General features: G+C 61.9%; 18 protein-coding genes and 1 tRNA gene. 9 read left to right on the top strand and 10 right to left on the bottom strand.

The genetic code is table 11. From position 1 onward, the window contains the following. Positions 1–8: 8 nt before the first annotated feature. From kdpF to J4E58_RS31205, 8 genes are all read right to left on the bottom strand, one after another. Positions 9–98 carry a K(+)-transporting ATPase subunit F gene (kdpF, locus tag J4E58_RS31240; RefSeq protein WP_087092744.1) on the bottom strand — a complete coding sequence of 30 codons (90 nt, stop codon included), beginning with the start codon at positions 96–98 and terminating at the stop codon, positions 9–11. 190 nt (positions 99–288) lie between these two features. Further along, complete coding sequence (locus J4E58_RS32385; protein WP_368665826.1) at positions 289–525, bottom strand: integrase core domain-containing protein; 237 nt, start codon at positions 523–525, stop codon at positions 289–291. Positions 526–944: 419 nt separating this feature from the next. Next, the gene (locus J4E58_RS31230) at positions 945–2,780 is read right to left on the bottom strand and encodes an integrase arm-type DNA-binding domain-containing protein (RefSeq protein ID WP_087092742.1); all 1,836 of its coding nucleotides are present in this window, start codon (positions 2,778–2,780) and stop codon (positions 945–947) included. 235 nt (positions 2,781–3,015) lie between these two features. Beyond that, positions 3,016–3,091, bottom strand: a tRNA-Gly gene (locus tag J4E58_RS31225). A 63-nt stretch (positions 3,092–3,154) separates the two neighbouring features. Next, positions 3,155–3,715: a CDP-diacylglycerol--glycerol-3-phosphate 3-phosphatidyltransferase gene (gene pgsA / locus J4E58_RS31220; protein WP_007924430.1), complete on the bottom strand. Its 561-nt coding sequence runs from the start codon at positions 3,713–3,715 to the stop codon at positions 3,155–3,157. A gap of 562 nt (positions 3,716–4,277) precedes the next feature. Then, the gene (gene uvrC / locus J4E58_RS31215) at positions 4,278–6,101 is read right to left on the bottom strand and encodes an excinuclease ABC subunit UvrC (protein ID WP_087092740.1); all 1,824 of its coding nucleotides are present in this window, start codon (positions 6,099–6,101) and stop codon (positions 4,278–4,280) included. 2 nt (positions 6,102–6,103) lie between these two features. Continuing rightward, complete coding sequence (uvrY, locus tag J4E58_RS31210; protein ID WP_020295157.1) at positions 6,104–6,745, bottom strand: UvrY/SirA/GacA family response regulator transcription factor; 642 nt, start codon at positions 6,743–6,745, stop codon at positions 6,104–6,106. Positions 6,746–6,890: 145 nt separating this feature from the next. Then, positions 6,891–7,256 (bottom strand): helix-turn-helix domain-containing protein, encoded by a 366-nt coding sequence (locus J4E58_RS31205; RefSeq protein ID WP_007924437.1) that lies wholly within the window; start codon positions 7,254–7,256, stop codon positions 6,891–6,893. 81 nt (positions 7,257–7,337) lie between these two features. Between J4E58_RS31205 and J4E58_RS31200 the strand changes: the two genes are divergently transcribed. After that, positions 7,338–7,568, top strand: coding sequence for a DNA-binding protein (locus J4E58_RS31200; RefSeq protein ID WP_087092739.1), 231 nt, complete (start codon positions 7,338–7,340; stop codon positions 7,566–7,568). Between the two features lie 45 nt (positions 7,569–7,613). On the opposite strand, the gene J4E58_RS31195 is transcribed toward J4E58_RS31200, so the two are convergent. Together J4E58_RS31195 and J4E58_RS31190 are read right to left on the bottom strand one after the other, a co-directional pair. Continuing rightward, the gene (locus J4E58_RS31195) at positions 7,614–8,060 is read right to left on the bottom strand and encodes a GNAT family N-acetyltransferase (protein WP_087092738.1); all 447 of its coding nucleotides are present in this window, start codon (positions 8,058–8,060) and stop codon (positions 7,614–7,616) included. Next, positions 8,057–8,815 (bottom strand): carbon-nitrogen hydrolase family protein, encoded by a 759-nt coding sequence (locus tag J4E58_RS31190; protein WP_087092737.1) that lies wholly within the window; start codon positions 8,813–8,815, stop codon positions 8,057–8,059. Before J4E58_RS31190 ends, J4E58_RS31195 begins: the two co-directional genes overlap by 4 nt. 158 nt (positions 8,816–8,973) lie before the next feature. Here J4E58_RS31190 and J4E58_RS32085 point away from each other — a divergent pair, with 158 nt between their 5' ends. The 8 genes from J4E58_RS32085 to J4E58_RS31155 all read left to right on the top strand — a co-directional run bounded on the left by J4E58_RS32085 (position 8,974) and on the right by J4E58_RS31155 (position 18,440). Continuing rightward, complete coding sequence (locus tag J4E58_RS32085) at positions 8,974–9,108, top strand: hypothetical protein (RefSeq protein ID WP_255313558.1); 135 nt, start codon at positions 8,974–8,976, stop codon at positions 9,106–9,108. Positions 9,109–9,457: 349 nt separating this feature from the next. After that, positions 9,458–10,549 (top strand): 3-deoxy-7-phosphoheptulonate synthase, encoded by a 1,092-nt coding sequence (locus J4E58_RS31185; RefSeq protein WP_087092736.1) that lies wholly within the window; start codon positions 9,458–9,460, stop codon positions 10,547–10,549. Positions 10,550–10,761: 212 nt separating this feature from the next. After that, a complete protein-coding gene (locus J4E58_RS31180; RefSeq protein ID WP_007924449.1) occupies positions 10,762–11,043 on the top strand; it encodes a peptidylprolyl isomerase in 282 nt (93 codons plus the stop codon). Positions 11,044–11,178: 135 nt separating this feature from the next. Further along, entirely contained in the window at positions 11,179–13,047 is a 1,869-nt protein-coding gene (locus J4E58_RS31175) for an extracellular solute-binding protein (protein ID WP_087092735.1), read from the top strand. Then, a complete protein-coding gene (locus J4E58_RS31170; protein WP_087092734.1) occupies positions 13,047–14,108 on the top strand; it encodes a microcin C ABC transporter permease YejB in 1,062 nt (353 codons plus the stop codon). Before J4E58_RS31175 ends, J4E58_RS31170 begins: the two co-directional genes overlap by 1 nt. Beyond that, positions 14,108–15,130, top strand: a complete 1,023-nt coding sequence (locus J4E58_RS31165; RefSeq protein ID WP_062822787.1) for an ABC transporter permease — start codon at positions 14,108–14,110, stop codon at positions 15,128–15,130. Before J4E58_RS31170 ends, J4E58_RS31165 begins: the two co-directional genes overlap by 1 nt. A 17-nt stretch (positions 15,131–15,147) precedes the next feature. Further along, the gene (locus J4E58_RS31160) at positions 15,148–16,722 is read left to right on the top strand and encodes an ABC transporter ATP-binding protein (RefSeq protein WP_085534345.1); all 1,575 of its coding nucleotides are present in this window, start codon (positions 15,148–15,150) and stop codon (positions 16,720–16,722) included. Between the two features lie 299 nt (positions 16,723–17,021). Further along, a complete protein-coding gene (locus J4E58_RS31155) occupies positions 17,022–18,440 on the top strand; it encodes a sigma-54-dependent Fis family transcriptional regulator (protein ID WP_087092733.1) in 1,419 nt (472 codons plus the stop codon). Positions 18,441–18,484 lie beyond the last annotated feature (44 nt).

Raw genomic sequence — 18,484 nt, 5'->3', positions numbered from 1 at the left:
TGCCGCTCCTAGTTCCGGTCCGCGCGCAACAGCGCAATCATCAAATAAATGAACAGTCCCACTGCCAATAGCAGTGAGACCCCATCCAGAGTACTCATGGAAATTCCCCCTATTACGGCGTATTGCCGCGTTCGGAGTATATTGTCCGTAGAGTGGCCGTAAAGGTGCGAGATCGAAGGGTGTGACAGGGTATAAATAAAACGTAAAAAGTGGGAGGTTATACAGTGGTAGGTCTCTTCACGAGCAAGCCTGTACGGGCCTAATAGCTCCGAACATCGGTTACGGTTTTTATGCAGACTCTTGTTCCATGGTTACTGGCGACAGGTAGTTTTTATAGCAATGAAGCCTGGTCCGGTTGTAGTACATGAAGAAGCGCACCATGTTGGTTTGTACCTCGTTCGGGTCATAGCCGCTGCGAGGGGCCCATTCTGACTTCAATGTGCCGGGAAATAGCTCCGTTGGTGCATTGTCCCAGCATTGTCCGCGTCGCCATACGTAGCACCTTGCTAACAAGGTTGGCGTCATGGACCAAAGGAAAATGCCCCCCAATGACTCGGCGAGCAAATAAATCAATCACGATGGCTGGATGAAACCAACGCCGCCTACTAACAACCACTAATAGACCAGACAAGATCAATGTTTTCAGAGTGGATGGTGCGGTTGTTGAACTAGTGAGTGTTCAGCCAAGTCATTGAAAATGGCCGGCACGAGGCCGGGTTACCCACCATACCCAAGACGCAGCCCCCAAATGAGAGGGATGGAGAGCTGACAAGAGAATGTGGGGGCAAGGTATTGCCAAATGGTGTCATTTGGCGCAGTAGAAGCCCCTTCCCAATCCATCTCAACATTTCAGGTGACTTGTGAATTTCACATATCCAGAAGCAGCTCGCGCCTGATGCATTCAGCGAGCGACGACATCATTGCCACCACTCGAAGACAGCACTTCAACTTGAGCCCAGAACACTGCAAACGATCTGTGCAGTTACGTCAAAATTCTCCAGAGTGAGCACATCGATTGGCGAACGACCTTTTAGTCGCTCCTGAGGCTTACAAAGAGCGCCATAAAGTCTCCATGCATCCGCATCCGGTGACTGCATCAGCACCGAGAGAACCAACTTGTGCCGCAATGGGTCGAGCTGCCAATCGGGAATACGTTGACCACGATTTCCCAAGCTCAGGGATAGAAGACGTCTAGCTTTGATATCGCGATTGATCTGATCGCGGGATTTTCCTGCCAGCCTGGCGAAGACAAGCAGTGGCAAGCTACTCGAGGCCTCAAACGTTGCTAGCATCTCGGCGCGCTCGCGCTGGATGTCAGACACGTGAGAGTTGTGAGCTTTTTCAGTCCGTATTGGAGCGGGTACAACAGACGATTGATTGGACCTAATGGGGACTTTCTCGCTACTGAGCAGCATCGTCGATGAGGCAGTCGCCGGTGGAAAGCGGCTATACAGAACAGCATTTGCGTTCGCGTTTTGCAGCAAGGGCAGTGAAGCTGCGCCCTCTAAACGAATAGTCAACGGAGAGCTTGCTGCTTTCGGTTTACCCTGCCCCCAAAGGTCCAATCTATTTGCCCAATCCTGCATCATGGTCCGACGCTGCTCGACATATTCCGCATGGTTGTAAGCCGCGCTCACCTTGTCTGGATCAGCATGAGAAAGCTGCGCGTCTACCCATACCTTAGGGTAGCCAATCTCGTTAAGCGCCGTCGAGATCGTAGCCCTCATCCCATGACCTGTGAGTTGATCGGCATATCCCATCCGGCGTAGCGCTCCATTCAGGGTGTTCTCGCTTATGCGCTTGCTTAGGTCACTTCGATGCGCGAACAAATATCGTTGCGCAGGGAGAACCTGGTCCAACAAGTGACGCACTATTTCAAGCGCCTGAACCGAGAGCGGGACGATGTAGGGCGGTATATTGAGGACCTGCTTGCCTGGCTTCCGCATAGCTAACTGGAGTTGCTTCACCACCTCCGCCGGTATGATCCATAACCGCTGCTTCAGATCGAACTGATCGGGTGTCGCCAAGCGTAGCTCACCCGTGCGGACACCGGTCAGCAACAACAATCGAAGGCCAAGGCGTGTTTGGTTCGCTCCACCATAGTTTCGGAGAGCAGTCATCAACTCAGGCAGCTCGTCCATACGAAGAAACGGATTGTGTGACACCGGAGGTTTGGGGAGTGCGACAACATCGAGGTCTGAAGCCGGATTGTGTTCCAGCCCCTCGATTTTCACCAGCGCATAGCGGAACAATTGGTTGAACCAGGTCCGGCATTTTTCGGCGGTTGTTAAGGCCTTACGCTGTTCGATCCTGCTCAGCAAATCCAGCAGATCGTGACGATTGATATCGTAGATAGACCGTCCACCCAGTATGGGCAGAACATCTTTATTAAAGATTCTCAAGATTTGCGAGAGCGTGCTCTGGCGTCCTTCCTTCAGGCTCAGCCTACGGAACTCCACCCACTGATTGAACACAGCCTCAAAGGTGTGCTCTGCCGCAAAACGAACAGCACGACGCTGTTGCTTACGGTGCTCATAGGGATTGATGCCTTGGGCGACCAAGGCGCGCGCCTCATCACGTCGAGCACGGGCTTCTTTGAGGCTGATTTGCGGATAACTACCGAGAGACATGCGCTTCTGCACGCCCGCCCAGTAGTACCTGAAACGCCAGATTTTTCCGCCGCGAGCCGTCACGTTGAGCGCAAGCCCATCCGTGTCGCCCATCGTGTAGTCATTACCGGTGATTCGGGCTTGCCGAACGGTCGTATCCGAGAGTGCCATAGCGAGCTCCTGAACAGAGTCAGGGCCAGATGCTCGTCTCGCTATCCAAGCTGCTCCAGCAAAAAACCGATTCAGTGCACATCCAAATCCAAGATCCTCATTCGGGACTTAAATCGGGACTTAAAAGCACTGGATGGAGCTGGATTTCAGTGGTTCCCGCTGGAACGAAAAAAGGGCCTAAAGGCCCTGATTTCAATCACTTACAGAATTCAATGGAACTCTGTAGCGCAATATTTGGAGCGGGAAACGAGACTCGAACTCGCGACCCCGACCTTGGCAAGGTCGTGCTCTACCAACTGAGCTATTCCCGCGTCTTGGTGGTGTGCATTCTATAGAAATTCGAAACTGCGTCAACCCCTTGATTCAAAAAAGTTTTATTTCTTTTCCACATCGGTCTTCAGATGCGGCCAGGCGGCGCGCAGGTACTGCAGCATGGACCACAGGGTCAGGCCTCCCGCGATCAGCAGCAAGGCATAACCCAGCAGCACCCAGAAGGTGAAGGCCGGTGGGTTGGCCAGCAGGATCACCAGCGCCAGCATCTGCGCGGCGGTTTTCCATTTGCCCATGTTGGACACCGCCACCTGGGCGCGGGCACCCAGTTCGGCCATCCACTCGCGGAGGGCGGAAACGACGATTTCGCGTCCGATGATTACCGCCGCCGGCAGGGTCAGCCACAGGTTGCCGTGCTCTTGCACCAGCAGCACCAGGGCCACGGCCACCATCAACTTGTCGGCCACCGGGTCGAGGAAGGCCCCGAACGGTGTGCTTTGCTCCAGGCGGCGCGCCAGGTAACCATCGAGCCAGTCGGTGGCCGCGGCGAACGCGAAGACGGAACTGGCAGCCATGTAGCTCCAGGAGTAAGGCAGGTAAAACAGCAAAATGAAGATCGGGATGAGCAGAACGCGTAGAACGGTGATCAGATTAGGGATATTCATCGGCACAACTGGCTACGAGGTGAGTTGGCAATCTACTCGAAAAAGACAGCAGATGAGGTAGGCACGGCCATTCTACGGGCTTCTCGCACAGCGTGTCTAACACTGTTCCAAGACTTTGAGCGCCTCGAAAGAGCAACTGAATGGTCGTCCCATGGCTCACCTGGGCAGCCCGACCAGCCACGGCGGGAAAATCATCACCGGGTCGGGTGACACCTTCGGCGGTGTTGTCTTTGGGCCCACTCCAGGTGGGCTTTCTGAGAGTGTCTTATTGGACGGTGCTGGTGTAGGGCAAATTGGATCAGACACTTGGCGCGTCATCAAAAACCCTAAGAGACTTGATACCGGGTGAGACAACCTATGATGCAGGGCACATTTCCCCCCGATTGGTGGGCCGATACGACCCCGGCCCGGTGCATCTACATCGCGCCAAACGGTGGAGAACAATGGGCATTTACCTTGATGGGAGCGCTAAGATCGACATCACTAAAACAGACCCTGATGTTATTGCCCGCCTGAAACAGTGCCCCGGTCAGCCTGACCCTTTCAGGCCCTGAGCTCTCCCCTACTCGCTATGCAAGTTCGCATAAATCAGTTCAGCCAGCTTTTTACTGATCCCCGGCGCCTTGGCGATCTCCTCGATGCTGGCGCGAGACAGTTCCTGCAATCCGCCAAAGTGTTTCAGCAGGTCGCGGCGGCGCTTGGGGCCGACGCCGGCCACGCCTTCGAGGGTCGAAGTGCGGCGGGTCTTGCCGCGACGCGCGCGGTGGCCAGTGATGGCGAAACGGTGAGCCTCGTCGCGGATCTGCTGGATCAGGTGCAGCGCCGGTGAATCGCCCTTGAGGGTGAACTCATGGGCCGCATCGTTGAGGTAGAGGGTCTCGAAGCCGGCCTTGCGCGTCGCGCCCTTGGCCACCCCCAAGAGGATCAGGTCGGGCACCGCCAGCTCGTTGAGTACGTCGCGGGCCATGGACAGCTGGCCCTTGCCGCCGTCCACCAACAGGATGTCCGGCAGCTTGCCCTCACCGTCCTTGAGTTTGCTGAAGCGCCGGGTCAGAGCCTGGTGCATCGCCGCATAGTCGTCGCCGGCGGTGACGCCTTCGATGTTGTAGCGCCGGTAATCGGACTTCAGCGGACCTTCCGGGCCAAATACCACGCAGGACGCCACGGTCGCCTCGCCGCTGGAGTGACTGATGTCGTAACACTCCAGGCGTTGCGGCGGCTCGTCCAGGTTCAGCACTTCGGCCAGGGCTTCGAAACGTGCGGTCACATGCTGCCGATTGGCCAGCCGCGCGCTCAGGGCCTGCTCGGCGTTGGTCACCGCCAGTTGCTGCCAGCGCGCCCGCGTGCCGCGCACCCGGTGGCTGATGCTCAGCTCACGGCCGCGCAAGGCCTGGATCGCGGTGATCAGGGTCGGGAAATCTTCATGGACCACGTTGACGATCAGCTCGCTGGGCAGGTCGCGCTCCGGGCTGCTGAGAAAGTACTGGCCAAGGAAGGCCGACATGACCTCGGCCACCTCTTCCTCGATACCCACCTGGGGAAAGAAGTTCTTGCTGCCCAGCACCCGGCCGCCACGCACGCTGATCAGGTGCACGCAGGCACCGCCCGGGTTGACGAAAGCCGCCACCACATCGACGTCGCCGCTGCCGCCTTCCATGCTCTGCTGGTCCTGCACCCGCCGCAGCAGGGAAATCTGGTCGCGCAGCTCGGCGGCCTTCTCGAAGTCCAGGGTGCTGGCTGCCTGCTCCATGCCCGCCGACAGTTCATCGGTCAGGGCATTGCTGCGGCCTTCGAGGAACATCACCGAGTGGCGCACATCCTCGGCATACACCTCGGCCCCCACCAGGCCGACGCACGGCGCCTTGCAGCGCTTGATCTGATATTGCAGGCACGGCCGGGTGCGGTTCTTGTAGTAGCTGTCCTCGCACTGGCGGACCATGAAGGTCTTTTGCAGCAGGCTCAGGCTCTCGCGAATCGCCCCGGCGCTGGGGTACGGGCCGAAGTACTTGCCCTTCTGCTTCTTCGCCCCGCGATGGATGCTGAAACGCGGAAACTCGCCGTCCGACAGAAACACATAGGGATAGGACTTATCGTCGCGCAACAGGATGTTGTACGGCGGCCGCCACTCCTTGATCAGCGTCTGCTCCAGCAGCAGGGCTTCGGTTTCGTTGGCGGTGATGGTGGTTTCGATCTGCGCGATGCGCCCCACCAGGGCAGCGGTCTTCGGCGCCAGGCCGGTCTTGCGAAAGTAGCTGGCCAGGCGGCTCTTCAGGTTCTTGGCTTTACCGACGTAAAGCAGACGTGCATCGCTGTCGAACATGCGATACACGCCAGGACGGCCACTGCAGGTGGAAAGAAAAGCACTGGGATCAAACGGGTCGGTCATTGTCAGGCGCTGGCATCGACCATGCCGTGGCGAACCGCCAGCAACGTCAGTTCGACATCACTGCTGATCGAGAGCTTCTCGAAGATACGGTAACGGTAGGTATTCACGGTTTTCGGAGACAGGCACAACTTGTCGGAGATGATCTGCACTTTCTGGCAGCCGACAATCATCAGCGCAATCTGGATCTCGCGCTCCGACAAGGCGTCGAACGGTGAATCACTGGACGGCTGGAATGACTTGAACACCAATTGCTGGGCAATTTGCGGGCTGATGTAACGCTGGCCGGCAAACACCAGGCGGATGGCCTGCACCATTTCGTTGAGACCCGCGCCCTTGGTCAGGTAACCCGCCGCACCGGCTTGCAGCAAGCGGGTCGGGAACGGATCTTCTTCACACACGGTGACGGCCACGACTTTGATATCCGGGTGACTGCGCAATAACTTGCGCGTGGCTTCAAGACCGCCGATCCCGGGCATCTTGACGTCCATGAGGACCACATCGGGTTTCAACTCCCGGGCCTTGAGCAGGGACTCCTCCCCTGATTCGGCCTGACCGACCACTTGCAGGCCATCGATGTCAGCCAGCATTCGTGTAATACCTGTACGAACGAGATCATGGTCATCGACTACTAGCACCCTAATCAAGCAGACACCTCGCGATTTGGTCTTATAGGTTGCCGGACACCTTAGCAAAAAAGCAGCGTGCTGACCTAATGACAAACACCATATAAAAAGCACTTGTTCACCAGGGGTATCCGGTGGATGGTTGATGCGCTGCGAACGCCCTGCCCTAAGGCTCTCGGGCGTCCGCTTTTCTTTTCATGAGGCTGGAAACCGAAAGCTCGGCAAGGGTATGGGTCAGGTGCCGGATCGCATCCTGATCTTCCTTGTACAAGGCCCGATAACTGACGAGGATTTTCTCTTCGCTCTGGCTGAGGTTATCGGCCCTGGTCGGGGTCCGCCTGCCGGTCACTATATAAAGGACATCGACCCCTTTTGCCGCCACCCGGGACAAGTAATCCGCCTTGGGCACACGGTCTCCACTTTCATATCTGCCTTGGGCATTGGCTTCCACGCCGCCAACTTCACCAAATTTTTTCTGCGACAACCCCAGGCGTTCCCTTTCCTGTCTTAACCGCGAACCGATTCCACTCATTTGGATGTATGATCCTTTTTTATGCACCCCTAGGGGTGTTACACCCTTCAAGCATTGAACAAATTTGAACGGTTTTGAACTATGCCCGGTATCCGCACTGCCGCACAAGCCAAGGCCTGGCTTGAACATCAAGGTAAATCGGTTCAACAGTTCGCCCGTGAACACGGGGTCGACCCAGCCACCACCTACCAGGTATTGGCCGGCCGCAAGAAAGGGCGACGCGGAGAGGCGCACAAGGTGGCCGTATTGCTGGGTATGAAAGACGGCATCATCCTTGCCGAGCCGGAGGATCCCGATCAGACACCCGCCTGATCCTCGACTGTCGCCACACTGCTCGGGACACACAAAAACCAGCGGCTACGCATCCGCGGCGCTGCTTCGCTCCATCCGTAGAAAGCACTCGTCTTCCCCGACCACCTTCAACCCCATACGCCCATAGAGCGCCTGCGCCGGGTTGTCCTTGAACACCGTCAGCCGCAGCAGCCCACGCCGCTCACCACGCGCCATCGCCAACACCTGTTCGATGGTCCAGGCCCCGGCACCTTGCCCGCGAAACGCCTCGAGCACATGCAACTCGCGAATATACAAGGCCCTGGAATCGCGACTCAGGCTGACGAACCCCAGCACCTCGGCGCCCTGGCAGATCAGCAGGTTCTCCCGCCCGGCCCAGGCCACATCGAAGGCTTCGTCCAGCCACAACAGGTCGTGACGGATGTAATAGCCCAGCATGGTGCTGCGGGTCAGGTCGCGGGCGAACAGCAGATCCTCCGGGGTGCTGGCCGGACGCAGTTGGAAACCGTTCAAGGCGCTTCGACCGTCACTTGTTGACCACTCCAGCGACCGGCGTCGCGCCGGGCGATCAGCAACTCGTCGCCACAGCCTGCGGCGGCCACGACCAGAGCGCCATCCGGCCCCCAGATCGCGCTGCGGCCCGCCGACACCCAGCCGCCGGTCGGTCCGCCGTGGTTGGCCATCAGCACCAGCATTGCGTGCTCCACCGCGTAGCCCTGCAACAAGGTACTGTCCGCGGCGTAGCCGTTTTCGCTGATCAGCACGCCGGCGGCATAGATGCCGGCGCCGGACTGCGCCGCCGCACGCGCATGGCTGGCCTGGGAGAAATCGGCGCACACCGCCAGGGCCACCCGGTCCTCGGCGCACCTCAGGTTCGCGCCCCCCGTGCCTGGGCTGAACACCAACTCCTCGCCGGCATGCAAATGCTGCTTGCTATAGACCGCCAACGAACCATCGGCCGCCAGCACCAGGGCACCGATCAACAACGGACCCTCGGCCGACAGGCGAATGGGCATGCCCACCACCGCCGTCACCCCCAGCTCCCGGGCCAGGTCGCGCAACGGTTGCAACAATAGGCTCCGGGGCAAGACCGCCAGCTCGGCCGCCAGCGTGGGCTCGTAACCGGTCAGGGACAGCTCGGGAAACACCAGCAATTGCACGCCCTGCTCCGCCGCGGTGCGGATAAAGGCCTGGTGCCGGGCGATATTGCCCGGCAGGTCTCCGGCAACGGAAATCGATTGGGCGGCGGCAAGGGTCAGGGAGGTCATGATTCGTCCTGAATGAGCACAAATGAGGGCGTGGCGAGTGTGTCATAAAACTTCAAAACGCTTCACTCATAGGCACTTACTGGCCAGGTAATAGGAATTTCTGATTGAACCGCCACCCCGGCCTCTAGTAAGCTCGGCCCACTTCACGGAGAAACAGCATGTCGTCCCTCACCCTTTCCATGCATCGTCACACTGCCAGCGCCTCGCGCGTCGGTGCGGCTGCCTGGGTGAAAAACGCCTGCGCGACCGTGAGCTTTTATTTTGGGTATTGGTTTAGCCACTGGCGCGCCTGATACCCAAACGGCGCCCACTTGAACGGGTCGCCTACCAGAGAAAATCTCACCCCCGGTCGGCCTCCCGACCGGGGGTTTTGTTTTTCTGGGCCAACGATTTTTTAACCACGACTTTCAGCGACACACCGAACTTACCGAGGATTGAAACCATGAACTACGCCACCTATTACCGTTACGACACTTGCACCACCTGGCGATTTAGCAGCCTCCGTTCGGGACAGCCTGCCGCCTCCGATCGGTCACCTACTGGTGGCAAACACACCTGCACAGCCAATCCGGCCAATTGTCGAACACCCCAGTAGGGCCGCGCGCGGGACACTACCCGCCGCCTGCCCAGGAAGCCTTGAACATGAACTCGTCCGTCTCCGCTCTGCCGCTGTCCACCCGCAACTGCGCCAACGAAACCCTGAGCCAGCGCCTGCCCAGTTCGCTGGAGCTCAAGCAGCAACTGCCGCTCAGCCCGGCCCTCGGCCAGCAAGTCGCCGCCCATCGCCAGGCGGTGCGCGCCATCCTCAACGGTGAAGACTCCCGTTTGCTGGTCGTCGTCGGCCCCTGCTCGATCCACGATCCCCAGTCCGCCCTGGAATACGCCAGCAACCTGGCCAGCCTGGCCGCCGAGGTCAGCGACGACCTGCTGCTGGTAATGCGTGCCTACGTCGAAAAACCGCGCACCACCGTCGGCTGGAAAGGCCTGGCCTACGACCCGCGCCTGGATGGCAGTGACGACATGGCCGGCGGCCTGACCCTGTCCCGTGAACTGATGCGCGAAATCCTCCGCCTGGGCCTGCCGATCGCCACCGAGCTGCTGCAACCCATGGCCGCCGGCTACTTCGACGACCTGCTGAGCTGGGTCGCCATTGGCGCGCGCACCACCGAATCGCAGATCCACCGGGAAATGGCCAGCGGCCTGGGCATGCCCGTGGGCTTCAAGAACGGCACCGACGGCGGCGTCGGCATCGCCTGCGACGCCATGCGCTCGGCAGCGCACCCGCACCGCCACTTCGGCGTCGACAGCCAGGGCCATCCGGCGGTGATCCAGACCCCGGGCAACCCCGACACTCACCTGGTGCTGCGTGGCGGCCATCGCGGCCCGAACTACGATCGCCAGAGCGTGGCCCAGGTCCAGCACGACCTGCAGAAGCTGAAGATCCCGGCGCGGATCATGGTCGATTGCAGCCATGCCAACAGCGGCAAGGACCCGCTTCGCCAGCCGGCGGTGTTCGACGAAGTCCTGGAGCAGCGCCTGCAGGGCGACTCGTCCCTGGTCGGGGTGATGCTGGAGAGCCATCTGTTCGAGGGTTGCCAACCCCTGAGCCCGACGCTGCGCTACGGGGTTTCGGTGACGGACGGTTGCCTGGGCTGGGACGCCACCGAGCAGCTGCTGCGCAATGCCGCCCGGCAACTGCGCAACAGCCGGCAAGCCATTCCGGCTTCCGCCTGATCCCGCCCCCGTAGGAGCGAGGCTTGCCCGCGATACAGGCGACACGGCAAGTCAGGTACACCGCGTCATCGTTATCGCGGGCAAGCCTCGCTCCTACAGAATAAATGCCATCGACCGACCATCCCTTGCTGCAATGCCTTGACGGAACTTTGACGAGAAATAGGCTACACAATCCGGTAGGCTCACCACTTTCTTGAAAGGAGCAACTCCCCATGGCCAAAGCCACTGCCCGTCACATCCTCGTTGCCAGCGAAGCCAAGTGCAACGAACTGAAAGCCGAAATCGAAGCCGGCGCCGACTTCGCCGAAGTCGCCAAGAAGAACTCCACTTGCCCATCCAGCCGTGACGGCGGCAACCTCGGCTCGTTCGGCCCAGGCCAGATGGTCAAGGAATTCGACACCGTGGTGTTCAGCGCCCCGGTCAACGTTGTGCAAGGCCCGGTGAAAACCCAGTTCGGTTATCACCTGCTGGAAGTGACCAGCCGCCAGGACTGATCCTGTCGCGATTTGCGTGAACGACGGCCCGCCCTTTGGTGGGCCGTTGTGTTTGGGCTACGGCCCGCGCTGGTCAGCAGCGCGCCGGTAGCGTACAAATCGTGATCATCGATCACCCGGCTCTTAAGGCTGACAATGCGACTGCTTTTCCCCTCCCTGCTCTTCACCGCCCTGGCCCTGCTGCTGGGCACCGCGAGTGCCGATGCCGCACCGCAACACGCCTTGACCGTCTATGGCGAACCGGCCAAGTACCCCGCCGGCTTCAGCCACTTCGCCTACACCAACCCACGGGCGCCCAAGGGCGGGAGCATGCGCCGCTCGGCCATCGAGATCGGCCGCTTCGACCATGTGTTGCCCTACATCGACAAAGGCATCGGCGTCTCGCAACTCGACGGCTATATCTACTCGCCCCTGGCCCAGCGTTCTCTGGATGAGCCCTACACCGTGTACGGCCTGGTGGCACAAAAGATGGAGCGCGCCGACGACGGCCTGTGGCTGCGTTTCTACCTCAACCCCAAGGCGCGCTTCGCCGACGGCCAGCCGATCACCGCCGAAGACGTGCGCTACACCTACAACCTGCTGATGACCCAGGGCAGCCTGCGTTATCGCACCCAGTTCGCCGACGTCAAGGACGTCGAAGTCGAGTCGCCGCGGGTGATCCGCTTCGACTTCAAGAGCAACGAAAACCGCACCCTGCCCCTGGATATCGCGACCCTGCCGGTACTGCCCGAGCACTGGTGGAAGAGTCGCGACTTCGCTGGCGGCGGTGGCTACGAAGCGCCCCTGGGCAGCGGCCCGTACAAGGTGAGCAAGGTCGATAACGGCAACAGCATCACCTTCACCCGCGATGCCGACTGGTGGGGCAAGGACCTGCCGGTCAGCCGCGGCCTGTACAACTTCGACCGCTTCAGCATCGAGTACTTCGGCGACACCGACGTCGCCCGCCAGGTACTGCGCGGCGGCGCCTACGACTACAACCGCGAGTTCTCCGCCACCGGCTTCTCCATCGGTTACGACAGCCCGGCCCTGAGCGACGGCCGCCTGCAAAAGGCCCACCTGGCCAAGGAGGCGCCACAACCGGCCCAGGGCTTCGTGTTCAACCTGCAAAAGCCGATGTTCCAGGATCGCCGCGTACGCCAGGCCCTGGCCATGCTCTGGGACTTCGAGTGGAGCAACCGGCAGATGATGCGCGACCTGTACATCCGCCAGCAGAGCTTCTTCTCCAACAGCGCCCTGGCCGCGCGGGCGCTGCCGGATGCCGAAGAACTGAAGATCCTCGAACCACTGCGCGGGCAGGTTCCCGACGAAGTCTTCACCCAGGTCTTCGAAGCGCCGAAAACCGACGGTAGCGGCCTGATCCGCGATAAACAGCTGCAAGCCCTGGCCCTGCTCGAAGCGGCCGGTTGGAAACCCGACGGCGACCAGCTGGTCAACGCCGACGGCGAGCCGCTGCGCTTCACCTTCCTCAACAGCCAGAACGGCATCGAACGCCTGCTGCTGCCCTACAAGCGCAACCTGGCGCAGATCGGCATCACCCTGGAGATCCGCCGCATCGATGCTTCGCAGTACGTCAACCGGCTGATGGCCCGCGACTACGACATGATCGTCACCGGCTACCCGGTGACCACCTCGCCGGGGCTGGAGCTGTACAACTACTTCGGCTCGGCGGCGGCCAACGACCCTGGTTCCAGCAACCTGATGGTGCTGAAGAACCCGGCGGTGGACAGCCTGATCAGCGGCCTGGTCAAGGCCACCAGCCAGCCACAGATGCTGAGTTACGCCCACGCCCTGGACCGGGTGCTGCAATGGAATTACTACTGGATCCCCAACTACTACCCGCCGGGCACCTCCACCGTGTGGTGGAACCGCTTCGGCATGCCGGCCATTCCCGCCAGCAATGACGAAGCCATCGAAAGCTGGTGGGAAATGAGCCGCACGCCCCTGACCAACGAGCAAATGGCTGCCGAGCGCGTCCAGCGCGGCAAGCCCGGAGGACCGCACTGATGCTGGCGTATATCCTGCGGCGCCTGCTGCTGATCATCCCGACCCTGCTGATCATCCTGCTGGTCAACTTCGCCATCGTCCAGGCCGCCCCCGGCGGTCCGGTGGAACAGGCCATAGCCCGCCTGCAAGGCATAGGCGGTGGCGGCAACCTCGGCGGTTCGAGCGACGGCGTCAGCGGCAACTCGCGGGCCAGCCGCGGCCTCGACCCGCAGCTGATCAAGGACATCGAGAAACAGTACGGTTTCGACAAGCCGGCCCACGAACGCCTGTGGCTGATGCTCAAGAGCTACGCGCAGCTGGACTTCGGCAAGAGCTTCTTCCGTGGTGCCACAGTCACCGAGCTGATCCTGCAGAAAATGCCGGTGACCATTTCCCTCGGGCTCTGGGCGACGCTGATCACCTACCTGGTGTCGATCCCCCTGGGGATTCGCAAGGCGGTGCACCACGGCAGCCATTTCGATATCTGGAGCAGCACCGCGATCATCATCGGCTACGCCATGCCGGCCTTCCTGTTCGCCATGTTCCTGATCGTGGTCTTTGCCGGCGGCACCTCGCTGAACTGGTTCCCGGTGCGCGGGCTGGTCTCGGAGAACTTCGAGCAACTGAGCACCCTGGGCAAGGTCGTCGACTACTTCTGGCACCTGGTGCTGCCGGTGACCTCCCTGGTGATCGGCGGTTTCGCCACCCTGACCATCCTCACCAAGAACTCGTTCCTCAACGAGATCACCCGCCAGTACGTGGTCACCGCCCGGGCCAAGGGCCTGAGCGAGCGCCGGGTGCTCTACGGCCATGTGTTCCGCAACGCCATGCTGCTGGTGGTCTCGGGCATTCCACAGGCCTTTATCAGCGTGTTCTTCGCCGGCTCCTTGCTGATCGAAGTGATCTTCTCCCTCGACGGCCTCGGCCGCATGAGCTACGAGGCCGCGGTATCGCGGGACTATCCGGTGGTGTTCGGCTCGCTGTTCATCTTCACCCTGTTCGGCCTGCTGATAAAACTCATCGGCGACCTCTGCTACACCCTGGTCGACCCGCGTATCGACTTCGCCGCGAGGAACGCCTGATGCTCAAGCTCTCCCCGCTGGCGCGCCGGCGCTTCGAGCGCTTCAAGAAAAACCGCCGTGGCTGGTGGTCGCTGTGGCTGTTTATCGGCCTGTTCATCCTCACCCTCGGCGGTGAGCTGATCGCCAACGACAAACCGCTGGTGGTCAGTTACCAGGGCTCGCTGTATTTCCCGGTGTTCAAGCGCTACACCGAGCAGGAGTTCGGCGGGCAGTTGCCGTTCCAGGCCGACTACCGCAGCGACTACGTGCAGCAGCTGATCCGCCAGGACGGCGGCTGGCTGCTGTTCCCGCCGATCCCGTTCAGCGAAGACACACCCAACTACGACCTCAGCCGCCCGGCCCCAAGCCCGCCGACCGCGGTCAACTGGCTGGGCACCGACGACCAGGCCCGTGACGTGCTGGCCCGGGTGATCTACGGCGCCCGGGTGTCGATCCTGTTCGCCCTGGCCCTGACCTTTATCAGCGCCCTGATCGGCATCGCCGCCGGCGCCCTGCAGGGCTATTACGGCGGCTGGGTCGACCTGCTGGGCCAGCGCCTGCTGGAGGTCTGGTCGGGGCTGCCGGTGCTGTACCTGCTGATCATCCTTTCCGGTTTCGTCGAGCCGAACTTCTGGTGGCTACTGGGGATCATGGCGCTGTTCTCCTGGCTGGCCCTGGTGGACGTGGTGCGCGCCGAGTTCCTGCGCGGGCGCAACCTGGAATACGTCAAGGCCGCCCGGGCCCTGGGCCTCAACGACCGTAAGGTGATCGTGCGGCACATCCTGCCCAATGCGATGAACGCCACCCTGAGCTACCTGCCGTTCATTCTCACCGGGGCGATTTCCACCCTCACCGCCCTGGACTTCCTCGGCTTCGGCATGCCGGCCGGCAGCGCCTCCCTGGGCGAGCTGATCGGCCAGGGCAAGCAGAACCTGCAAGCGCCCTGGCTGGGCCTGACGGCGTTTTTCACCCTGGCGCTGATCCTCTCGCTGCTGGTGTTTATCGGCGAGGCGTTGCGCGATGCCTTTGACCCACGCTCCTGAATCAAGCGGACTGTTAAATGACTGACAACCTGATCGAAATCCGCGACCTCAATGTCGCCTTCAACGGTCAGAAAGTGGTGCGCGACCTGTGCCTGGATATCCGCCCCGGCGAGTGCCTGGCTCTGGTCGGCGAGTCGGGGTCGGGCAAGTCGGTGACCGCCCATTCGATCCTGCAACTGCTGCCCGACTGCGACACCCAGAGCAGCGGCAGCATCCGCTACCGTGGCCAGGAGTTGCTCGGCGCCGATGCGCGGACCTTGCAGAAGCTGCGCGGCGACCGCATCGCCATGATCTTCCAGGAGCCGATGACCTCGCTGAACCCGCTGCACAGCATCGAAAAGCAGATCGGCGAAACCCTGCTGCTGCACAAGGGCCTGGGCGGCAAGGCGGCCCAGGCGCGGATCCTCGAGCTGCTGCGCCTGGTGGGCATCCAGAAACCCGAGGAGCGGCTCAAGGCCTACCCGCACCAGCTCTCCGGCGGCCAGCGCCAGCGGGTGATGATCGCCATGGCCCTGGCCTGCGAGCCGGAACTGCTGATCGCCGACGAACCGACCACCGCCCTCGACGTGACGGTGCAGCGCAAGATCCTGCTGCTGCTCAAATCCCTGCAACAGCGCCTGGGCATGTCGCTGCTGCTGATCAGCCACGACCTCAACCTGGTGCGCAGCATCGCCCAGCGCGTCTGTGTGATGAAGGCCGGGCAGATTGTCGAGCAGGCGCCGTGCGAAACCCTGTTCACCGCGCCCCAACACCCCTACAGCCGCGTGCTGCTCAATGCCGAGCCGGAAGGCGAAGCCCTGCCCCGGGACGAGCGCGAAGTGGTGTTGCAGGTGGACGACCTCAATGTGCAGTTCCAGATCGGCGGCGGGCTGTTCCGCCGCAAGCAATACCTGCGGGCGGTGGACGGTATCAGCCTGAGCCTGCAACGGGGCAAGACCCTCGGCATCGTCGGCGAGTCCGGCTCCGGCAAGTCGACCCTCGGCCAGGCGATCCTGCGCCTGCTGGATTCCGAAGGCAGCATCCGCTTCCAGGGCGAGGCCCTCGACGGCCTCAACCAGAAGCAGCTGCGGCCGTGGCGCAAGCAGATGCAGGTGGTGTTCCAGGACCCGTTCGGCAGCCTCAGCCCGCGGATGTCGGTGGCGCAGATCATCAGCGAAGGGCTGGAAGTGCACAGCCAGTCCACCGCCCAGCAGTGCGAGCAGCAGGTGATCCAGGTGCTGGAAGAAGTCGGCCTGGACCCGGCCAGCCGCCACCGCTACCCCCACGAGTTCTCCGGTGGCCAGCGCCAGCGCATCGCCATTGCCCGGGCCCTGGTGCTCAAGCCGGCGCTGATTTTGCTGGACGAACCGACCTCGGCCCTCGACCGCACCGTGCAGAAACAGGTGGTGGCGCTGTTGCGTCAGCTCCAGGAGCGGCATGGCCTGACCTACCTGTTTATCAGCCACGACCTGGCGGTAGTGCGCGCCCTGGCCCACGACATGATCGTGATCAAGGACGGCAAGGTGGTCGAACGCGGTCCCAGTCACGAAGTGTTCGACGCGCCGCAACACCCCTACACCCAGGAACTGCTGGCCGCCGCCCACCCCGCCTGAACCCGCATTCCCCTGTAGGAGCGAGCTTGCTCGCGATGCAAGCACCGCGGTATTGCAGGCCCACCGCGCCGAACCCATCGCGGGCAAGCCTCACTTCTACAGAAGCACCACTCTGTAGCCGCTGGCGAAGCCTGCGATCGACCGCGAAGCGGGCGCAGGGTCTGGAGGCCGCCGGAAGCCCCTGCGGGTCTTATCGCAGCCTGCGGCAGCGGCTACAGGGATAGCGGCAACCCTGATGGTCGCGTCGCTGTGAAGATTCCCGGCATAATCGGCGCCGCGCTCCCTTCAGGACCTCCCCCATGAACGACACCGAAAGTCTCAAGGATTACCAGCGGGTCCGCCAACTGGCGATCCGTTCGCTGTTCGAGATCATCGAGCAATCCAGCGAGGGCACGGTGATCGTCGACCGCGACGCCAACATCGTCTGGATGAACGAGCGCTACGCCCGGCGCTTCGGCCTGGAGTCGGCGGCGTTCGCCATCGGCAAGGCCTGCGAAAGCGTGATCCCCGGCAGCCTGTTGCGCGAAGTGGTGCGCACCGGGCGGCCGATCCTGCTGGACATGCAGGACACCCCCAAGGACCCGCTGGTGGTGATGCGCCTGCCGATCCACGACGACGCCGGGGCGGTGATCGGCGCCATCGGCTTTGCCCTGTTCGACGAGCTGCGCAGCCTGTCGCCGATGCTCAAGCGCTACCTGAGCATGCAGGAAGAGCTTGCTTCCACGCGCTCGCTGCTACGGGCGCGGCAGGCCAAATACAACTTCGCCCACTTTATCGGCACCAGCGCCGCCAGCCTGGAAGTCAAACGCCGCGCCCGGCGCAGTGCCAGCGCCGACTCGCCGGTGCTGCTGCAAGGCGAGACCGGCACCGGCAAGGAGTTGCTGGCCCAGGCCATCCACGCCGCGTCGCCACGGGCGCACAAGGCCTTCGTCAGCATCAACAGCGCGGCGATTCCCGAGGCCTTGCTGGAGGCCGAGTTCTTCGGCACCGCCCCCGGCGCCTTCACCGGCGCCGACCGCAAGGGCCGCGCCGGCAAGCTGCAGATCGCCCAGGGCGGCACGCTGTTTCTCGACGAGATCGGCGACATGCCCCTGCCGCTGCAAAGCAAGCTGCTGCGGGTGCTGCAAGAGAAAGAGTTCGAGCCGGTGGGCTCCAACGAGGTGATCCAGAGCGACGTGCGGGTGATCGCCGCCACCTCCACCGACCTGGAAGCGGCGATCAAGCGCGGCGAATTCCGCGCCGACCTGTATTACCGCCTCAATGTGCTGCCGATCCAGGTGCCGCCGCTGCGCGAGCGCCTGGACGACCTGCCGGCCCTCAGCGAAGCCATCCTCGAAGAACTGCGCAGCCAGCACGAACTGACCCCCGACGCCCTGGCCCTGCTCGGTCAGCATGCCTGGCCGGGCAATATCCGCGAGCTGCGCAACGTCCTGGAACGCGCCGCCCTGCTCAGCGACGACCTGATGCTCAACGCCGACGACCTGCGCGCGGCCATCGGTACCTTCAGCCCGGTGCCGCGCGCGGCCAGCCCCCAGGCCGCCGAAGTGCAGCCCGACGAAACCTTCGCCGCCGCGCGCGAGCGTTTCGACCGCCAGGTGATCGAGTCGGCCCTGGCGCACTGTGGCGGCAAGGTGGGGCAAGCAGCGGCGCGCCTGGGGCTGGGGCGCTCGACCCTGTACAAGAAGATGGCGGCGCTGGGGATCGAAGAGTCTCAATAAAGAGACAACAATCTCTATGCAGAGACAGCCTTGAGCGCTTCGCG

It is taken from the genome of Pseudomonas sp. FW305-25, from assembly GCF_017351415.1.
Taxonomy (GTDB): domain Bacteria; phylum Pseudomonadota; class Gammaproteobacteria; order Pseudomonadales; family Pseudomonadaceae; genus Aquipseudomonas; species Aquipseudomonas chlororaphis.
Note: the sequence above shows the minus strand (reverse complement) of the source record. Positions and strands in the feature narration are given on the sequence as shown.

What these genes read in the sequence shown, in the direction of transcription:
- kdpF (WP_087092744.1), bottom strand. Translation starts at nt 98, where the DNA reads ATGAGTACTCTGGATGGGGTCTCACTGCTATTGGCAGTGGGACTGTTC.
- J4E58_RS32385 (WP_368665826.1), bottom strand. Translation starts at nt 525, where the DNA reads ATGACGCCAACCTTGTTAGCAAGGTGCTACGTATGGCGACGCGGACAA.
- J4E58_RS31230 (WP_087092742.1), bottom strand. Translation starts at nt 2,780, where the DNA reads ATGGCACTCTCGGATACGACCGTTCGGCAAGCCCGAATCACCGGTAAT.
- pgsA (WP_007924430.1), bottom strand. Translation starts at nt 3,715, where the DNA reads ATGAATATCCCTAATCTGATCACCGTTCTACGCGTTCTGCTCATCCCG.
- uvrC (WP_087092740.1), bottom strand. Translation starts at nt 6,101, where the DNA reads ATGACCGACCCGTTTGATCCCAGTGCTTTTCTTTCCACCTGCAGTGGC.
- J4E58_RS31205 (WP_007924437.1), bottom strand. Translation starts at nt 7,256, where the DNA reads ATGAGTGGAATCGGTTCGCGGTTAAGACAGGAAAGGGAACGCCTGGGG.
- J4E58_RS31200 (WP_087092739.1), top strand. Translation starts at nt 7,338, where the DNA reads ATGCCCGGTATCCGCACTGCCGCACAAGCCAAGGCCTGGCTTGAACAT.
- J4E58_RS31190 (WP_087092737.1), bottom strand. Translation starts at nt 8,815, where the DNA reads ATGACCTCCCTGACCCTTGCCGCCGCCCAATCGATTTCCGTTGCCGGA.
- J4E58_RS32085 (WP_255313558.1), top strand. Translation starts at nt 8,974, where the DNA reads ATGTCGTCCCTCACCCTTTCCATGCATCGTCACACTGCCAGCGCCTCG.
- J4E58_RS31185 (WP_087092736.1), top strand. Translation starts at nt 9,458, where the DNA reads ATGAACTCGTCCGTCTCCGCTCTGCCGCTGTCCACCCGCAACTGCGCC.
- J4E58_RS31180 (WP_007924449.1), top strand. Translation starts at nt 10,762, where the DNA reads ATGGCCAAAGCCACTGCCCGTCACATCCTCGTTGCCAGCGAAGCCAAG.
- J4E58_RS31175 (WP_087092735.1), top strand. Translation starts at nt 11,179, where the DNA reads ATGCGACTGCTTTTCCCCTCCCTGCTCTTCACCGCCCTGGCCCTGCTG.
- J4E58_RS31170 (WP_087092734.1), top strand. Translation starts at nt 13,047, where the DNA reads ATGCTGGCGTATATCCTGCGGCGCCTGCTGCTGATCATCCCGACCCTG.
- J4E58_RS31165 (WP_062822787.1), top strand. Translation starts at nt 14,108, where the DNA reads ATGCTCAAGCTCTCCCCGCTGGCGCGCCGGCGCTTCGAGCGCTTCAAG.
- J4E58_RS31160 (WP_085534345.1), top strand. Translation starts at nt 15,148, where the DNA reads ATGACTGACAACCTGATCGAAATCCGCGACCTCAATGTCGCCTTCAAC.
- J4E58_RS31155 (WP_087092733.1), top strand. Translation starts at nt 17,022, where the DNA reads ATGAACGACACCGAAAGTCTCAAGGATTACCAGCGGGTCCGCCAACTG.